We start from the raw sequence: 7,056 nt of genomic DNA on the forward strand, positions 1-7,056 counted from the left end.
TGAAAATGATCCAACCGAGACAGATATTCCTTGCCCTAGTTGTGGTCGTCATATGCAGGTTCGTACGGGTAGTACGGGCGTGTTTTTGGGCTGTTCAGGTTACTCCTTGCCGCCAAAAGAGCGTTGTAAATCGACGATCAATCTTGTACCGGGTGATGAAATCGCCAGTGCAGATGATGAGGAAGGCGAGTCAAAACTTTTGCGTAAGAAGCGCCGTTGTTCAATTTGTTTAACCGCCATGGACAGTTATCTGATCGATGAGCAACGTAAGCTACACGTTTGTGGTAACAACCCGGACTGTTCTGGGTATGAAGTTGAAGAGGGTGAGTTTAAGATCAAGGGCTATGATGGCCCTGTATTAGAGTGTGATAAGTGTTCATCAGAAATGCAGCTTCGCACCGGCCGCTTTGGTAAGTACTTTGGTTGTACCAATGAAGAGTGTAAAAATACTCGTAAGTTATTGCGAAATGGTGAAGCCGCGCCACCGAAGATGGACCCAGTGCCGATGCCTGAATTAACTTGTGAGAAGGTTGAAGATACTTACATCTTACGAGATGGGGCTGCGGGATTATTCCTCGCGGCAAGTAAGTTCCCGAAGAATCGTGAAACTCGTGCTCCCTTAGTGAGTGAACTGCTGCCTCATAAAGATGAAATTGATACTAAGTATGAATTTCTTTTCTCAGCGCCGGTGAAAGATAATAAGGGCAATCCGTCGATTGTCCGTTTTAGCCGCAAGACGAAAGAGCAGTATGTGATGTCTGAAGAAAAAGTCGAAGAGAAGGTTAAAGCTACTGGCTGGTCGGCTCATTACCAGGATGGAAAGTGGGTTGAGACATTGCCTAAAGCTAAAAAGGCAAAAGCTAAAAAGAAGTAGCGAGTTGTCAGACATAAAAAAAGCCGCGCTAAGCGGCTTTTTTTATGTCCATCATTTACGTAACCTTTCAAGTAAGCTGGAGGTATCCCACCTTGCACCACCCATATCCTGTACATCTGCGTAAAACTGGTCAATCAGCGCCGTTAGGGGAAGTTTTGCGCCGATATTCCGAGCTTCAGATAAACAGATGTTTAAGTCTTTGCGCATTAGATCTACGGCAAAACCGTGTTCGTATTCGGCATCGATCATGGTGTCTGAACGATTATCCATTTGCCATGATTGCGCAGCTCCTTTGGATATCACATCGACGACTTGCTTGCAGTCCAGGCCAGCTTTCTCTGAGAAATGGATGGCCTCGGCCAGCCCTTGTACCACACCGGCTACGGCCATTTGATTGGCCATTTTGCAGAGTTGTCCTGAGCCGCACGGGCCAAGCAGGTTCATTGCTTTGGCATAGTGCCGCATAAGGTCGCTTGCCTGTTTGAAAGCTGCTTCTTCGCCGCCGCACATAATGGTTAGCTGGCCATTAATTGCACCCTGTTCGCCGCCAGAAACGGGAGCGTCGATAAATGCCATACCTTTTTGCTTAGTGCTGGCGTCAATACGTCTAGCGAGTTCAGCGGAAGCGGTGGTGTGATCGATAAAAAGTGTTTTGCTATCGCATTGGGCGAGCAGGCCTTGTTCGGACAGGTAGACCTCTTCGAGATCTTTATCATTGCCGATGCAGCTTATGACGAGGTCGAACTTATGATCAATCTTCTTAAGGTCTAGCAGTATTTGGCCTTCATACTCTTCGAGCCAACGTTGGGATTTTGAGGTACTACGATTGTAGACGTGAAGGTCACAATGTTTGGAAAGGTGACCAGCCATAGGATATCCCATTACCCCTAAACCTATGAACAAAACTTTAGTTGTCATGGAATGTTGCTCCAAGTATTTAATTATTCTCTGCTAGTGGTAAGGTCAAGGTAAAGCAGGTGCCTTGATTCGCTTCGCTCTGAACATCAATGCTACCTTTGTGTTTTTTAATTACAACCTGGACAAAATTCAAACCTAAACCTGCACCTTTATCGCCGCTTAATTCTGTCTGTCTTTGGCGGTGAAAGCGCTTGAAAATAAAAGGAAGCTCTTCAGGACTGATGCCAAAGCCTTGATCTGAAATATCGATAATCGCCTTATCTTGAGTACAACGGGTTTTAATTGTAACCGTTGTGTCTTCAGGGCTGTATTTGACAGCATTGGAAAGCAGGTTGGTGATAGCTCGCTCAATCAACTCTGCATTGCCGAGTAGCCAGATAGGTTCTTCATCAGAGAACTCTAGATTAATGCCTTTCGCTTTTGCCTGTTGGGACAAGGAGTCAATGCTATCTTCGACTGCATTGAGCAGGTCAAACTCATAAAAGCTTTGCTCGGCGCTCTGTTCTGCGCGAGTGATTTGCAAAAATTGGTCTGACAGATTCAAGCTTCTTTTGGCGTGGCTTTCAATTTCATCAATTAGCGTGCTATCCCAGTTGATTCGACCAGTTCTGAGCCCGTTAAGCATGGCTAGCTGTGATACCAGCGGAGAACGGACATCGTGAGATAAAAAGTCAATAAGCTGATTTTTTTCACGCTGTTGTTGGCGAATTTCGGTGATATCTGAAAGTGTGATCATCAAGCCTGCGTCAATGTCTTCATCGACAATAAAGGGGGCGCAATGAACCTGAACGTCTCTATCATTTAACTGGATTTCATCATTGGTCTGTGCGCCGTTGACTAATACCTTACTCATATTTTGACTTAGCTGAATGTTTTGTTGGGGGTCAAACAATGTACAAATAGCTTGTCCTAGTAGCGTTCCGTTTGATTCAGAAAACCAAGTTTGAGCATGACTATTGGTAAATACGATTAAGCCAACAGGGTCGGTAACAAATACCGCATTGGGAATTTCTTCGAAGCCTTTTGATATAAAGGTTCTCATGTCTTGCATGGAATGTATTGCTTCACGTACCTGTGATATTCGATTGGCAACCTTCTCATAATATCGGGGCTTATTGCGTGCTAGTGGTGTTGTGAAGTCGAGTTTGTTTAGATAGTCCTGATGTTCAGATAGGTTGGTTGGATGAGCCCATACAAAGCCCATATGGTAGAAGGATGTCACGCCAGAGTCAGATTCCTGAGCTAGGGTTATCCAGCTGGTGTGCCCATCATGCATCCACTTGTTTGTTGATTTTAAGCGCTGGTAACTAAGCGGCGTATGTTCATCTTGCAGAATAATTTGCTTATCTTTAAGTAGAACGTAGTGCTTAGGTTTTAGCAGGGCATTTAAAGATTCGAAGATTTCTTGCACCGGGTGCTGACCGATATGACGGAAGCTAATCGCAGGTTCTTTTTCAAGCCTTTCCAACTCATGGTTTAAAAATTGGTTTAGCTGCCGCATGCGTTGCCAGCTCCACAAAGGGTATGCGAGTAAAATACCAATGATTGCATTAATGGGTGGAAACCAGGTCTTATCTAGTAGTATTAGTAGGTAGCTAAAACTAAAAACCAACAGTACTAGCAGGATCGCAGAAGGTAAGACATGCGTTGGTTTGAGTCGCGGAAACAGCAGGATAGGGATCATGATGAAAGCAAATGTCAGCAAGTAAGCCCAAACCGAATCAACAGGTCGAATAGCGGTATTATTAAGTAGTGCAGAGTAGGCGTTGGCATGGAGTTCAACGCCAGACATTGAGGTGCCGCTTCTTGATACAGGCGTTGGAATAATATCGCCTAGACCTGCAGCCGTTGCGCCGATCAAAATGGTCTTGTCGCGAAATGCTTCAGCAGGTACTTGGTCAAGCATAACCTCCAGATAGCTGTAGGTCGGAAATGTGCCGCCAGGGCCAGCAAAAGGTATTAAGCGATATTGGGTGTTGACTGACATATAAGGAGAGTTACTTGATGCTACCATGCGAATATATTGGATCATGGGGTTAACTTCGCTTGCCATCGCCATTGATAAGCTAGGCCAATGAGCATCGCCGACACCTGAGTTCAAATATAGTCCGCGCGCAAGTCCGTCTTGGTCCAGGTCAACATGGACATGACCCATACCTCTGGCAGCTTCAACCAGTTTAGGTATCGGAAGAATTTCAACAAGTGTTCCGCCGTGAGTCAGCGGTTGTAGGTGCAATGGCAGTAGAACGTTGCCGTTATTCTTGATCGCTGCTGCGAGGGCAAGGTCATCTTCTGGGTGCGAAGCGCTTTTTTCTGAAAAAAGTATATCTAAGGCAATCAGTGCGGTGTTGTACTGCGTTAGTTTTTCAATTAGCTGTGCATGGATTGCACGCCGCCATGGCCATTGGCCAATACTATTGAGACTCTTTTCATCTATGGCGATGATAACCGTATTTTCGTCAGCGGGAACCGGGGTGAGGTTTATTGCGGTGTCGTAAGCCAAGAGATCGAGGCGCTTGGCCGCTTGTGTATAGACCAAAAAAGCGCTCACCACGAGTAGGGCGAGAGTCAAAAGGTACTGCGCATAAGGCCTGGATTCGGGAATGTTTCTAGCCATAAGGTTCTATTATTATTGCTGTCGTTGTTGGGCCGAACGCATCTTAGCAAAAATGTTCGCTGTCATGTGAAAAAATGATATGCGCCGATGACAGTACGAACATTATTGTTGCAAGGCAACATATTATTCATTTTCAATATATAGCTCTTTGATTGGGCCAAAGTCTGAACTGAATAGTTCGTTGCCAATTCCCTTAACCCGAGCGAAATAGCGCTTTCCAGGTGTTAATCTTAGGTGGGCTCGAGCCTTGGCAATGGTCTGTTCTTTCAGAATGTTTTCGAAGCTTTTGCTATCAGACACCTGCAATATGTAGGCTTGGGTATTGTCTACTTTATTCCAGAACAGGCCAACTTGGCTGTCGATATAGTTAACACTTAGAATCTTCACGGGTTTCAATATACCGCGGACAGAAAAGTTACGCACTTCGCTATTCGCTGTTTCGCCGTCATCTGCAAGCGATACTACGCGCCAATAGTATGAGCCGGGCATCAATGCTTTCCTTGGTGCAATCTGCTGCGCTGCATCAAAGTCTGTTTGGCTGATTAGCAGGTTGAAACCTTTGTCTTTGGAAATCTGTAGTTTTCCGAGCGTATCCGGTTTAACAAAGTTCCAGCTAAATGTAGGTTTGGTACTATCAAGTATGCTTTTGGCAAGCGGCGCAATGAGTTTTGCTTGCTCTGTGCCAATGTCCACTGCTATGCGTGTAACGGAGTCGACACCCTCAAAACCATTAGCGTCAATGGCGCGCATGGAAACGTCATACTCACCATTCTCAATATGTTCCAACTCAAGTTCAGGCTTTTGTATTTTCCCTTGCTTAACAAGTTTTCCATTTTGCTTATTGTCAGTGAGTTGAACTCGATAAGCTTCGGCGCTTTTTTGTTCTTCCCAAGACAGAGTTGAAGGAAGGTCGTCTACAACTCTCTCTGCAAATAGTGCTTTGGGGGCGTCAGCTAACTTTGTCTGCTCAATAATCGCGCTACCTTTTTTGATGCGCGCACCGTTGCCTGCAAAAACTTGAGTCGTCCCATGTTCACCAGCAAAAGAGACTTCACCTTCAATAACTTCCAGCTGTGTTTCATTACCCTGGGTACTCAAACGAAATTCAGTTCCGCGCACGGCTGCTACCGCCGATGGGGTGGTAATCTCGTAGCGAGATCCTTTAACCAAGGGTGTAACCTCAGTGGACAGTGAGCCTCTCTTGAGCCTTAGTCGCGTATCAACCATGCCAGTCTTGCCAAAGTGGGACAGTTTATTGAAGACCAGGTTGGAATTTTCTTCCAAGCGAATGGTTGAGCTGTCTGCAAACTCAATTAAAACATTACCTTTTTTTGTCGCAACTTCATCACCGACACGAATATTCATATTTGTTTTGAGTAGCTTAAATACACTCTTGCTGGCGCGTTTGATCAAGGCACTACCAGAAACTGACTTGGCAACAGCCGGTTTTGGTTGATGTTTTAGCCAGTGCATAGGGATTTTAATAATTGAGCCAGGGGCCAGGGCCGAGACCTGTTCAATCTTGTTATAACGTATTAAATCAGTCCAGGTGTGCTGTCTGTTGAGAAGGCCTTGACTGACTTTTTGCAGGTTGTCGCCAGGGCGCAGCGTGTAGTGCCACTCTTCCACCTGAGGTGTTTGAGCAAACGATACCGAAGTTAGCAAGACGCTAGAAATAGCACAAGAAAGGCATAAGAGCATGACGAAGTTGATGACTGTCGTCGTTAGTTTATGGATATCAATACGTCCAAATTTCATAAATAAATCATGCTCACTACATTATTAATATCAAAGCTTCTAGCCAAGAGCAGGTTAAGAGCTGCTGTCCTTATCTCTAGTCGCCAACTTTTTCCAGCCTGTACCCATGTTGATAAACTGTTTTCACGCGAAATCCGTTCTCAGGTTTGATATGCAATTTGCGTCTTAAGCGACTGACATGCGTATCGACGGTCCGAGTATTGATGTTGATAGAAATTCCCCAAACCCTTTCCAACAGGTAGTCTCTGGATAGTAGGCGCCCAATGTTCTGAAACATGAAGACGGCTAAATCAAAATCTTTATCGGTCAGTGGCACGTCTTCACCAAAAGACACGATGGTTCTTTTAGTCAGATTAATCACATAAGGGCCAATAACCATCTCCTCTTGCTCTTCTACCTCGTTTGCGGAGCGTCTTGCTAAGGCGTTGACTCGAGCTTTTAACTCTCCAGGTCTGGCTGGTTTGACAAGATAGTCGTCAGCGCCTGCATCAAGGGCCGTTATAATATCGGCTTCGCTATCTCTGGAGGTCAGAAATATTACAGGTATCCGCCAGCTAAGCTCTGAGCGAATCGATTTAAGAACTTCGGTACCTTCCATGTCTGGAAGCTGCCAATCAAGGATTAACAAGTCATAACTGTTATGTAGTACTTCGTATAAAAAAGATTTGCCAGTCTGAAAGAAATCACAACTATGTTGGTTTTCTACCAGCATCGCACTAAGGTTTTGTGCTTGTTCCAGCTCGTCTTCTAACAAAGCAATTTTCATCATTATCCCCTAAATATATGTTCTGTATTATTTTTTTGTGTTTTTTCTAGTGTAGATGCTTTTTCTGAATTGTCTTGGAAATTAGCTAATATCCTACAGATAATACATGCTGAATCATTATCA

5 protein-coding genes are annotated in these 7,056 nt (G+C 44.8%); 1 reads left to right on the plus strand and 4 read right to left on the minus strand.

Going from position 1 to position 7,056, the window contains the following annotated elements; genetic code table 11:
- The coding region (locus tag A3761_RS14470) for a topoisomerase DNA-binding C4 zinc finger domain-containing protein (RefSeq protein WP_197473054.1) at positions 1 to 874 on the plus strand (874 nt) is incomplete at its 5' end.
- Between the two features lie 51 nt (positions 875 to 925).
- Here the strand turns inward: A3761_RS14470 and A3761_RS14475 are convergent.
- From A3761_RS14475 to A3761_RS14490, 4 genes are all read right to left on the minus strand, one after another.
- Positions 926 to 1,792 (minus strand): NAD(P)-dependent oxidoreductase, encoded by an 867-nt coding sequence (locus tag A3761_RS14475; protein WP_068509750.1) that lies wholly within the window; start codon positions 1,790 to 1,792, stop codon positions 926 to 928.
- 19 nt (positions 1,793 to 1,811) lie between these two features.
- Positions 1,812 to 4,409: a CHASE2 domain-containing protein gene (locus A3761_RS14480; RefSeq protein ID WP_068509752.1), complete on the minus strand. Its 2,598-nt coding sequence runs from the start codon at positions 4,407 to 4,409 to the stop codon at positions 1,812 to 1,814.
- A gap of 123 nt (positions 4,410 to 4,532) precedes the next feature.
- Positions 4,533 to 6,167, minus strand: a complete 1,635-nt coding sequence (locus A3761_RS14485; protein WP_068553046.1) for a FecR domain-containing protein — start codon at positions 6,165 to 6,167, stop codon at positions 4,533 to 4,535.
- Positions 6,168 to 6,243: 76 nt separating this feature from the next.
- Positions 6,244 to 6,936 (minus strand): response regulator transcription factor, encoded by a 693-nt coding sequence (locus A3761_RS14490; protein WP_231872080.1) that lies wholly within the window; start codon positions 6,934 to 6,936, stop codon positions 6,244 to 6,246.
- Positions 6,937 to 7,056: the final 120 nt, after the last annotated feature.

The organism is Oleiphilus sp. HI0123 (assembly GCF_001635315.1).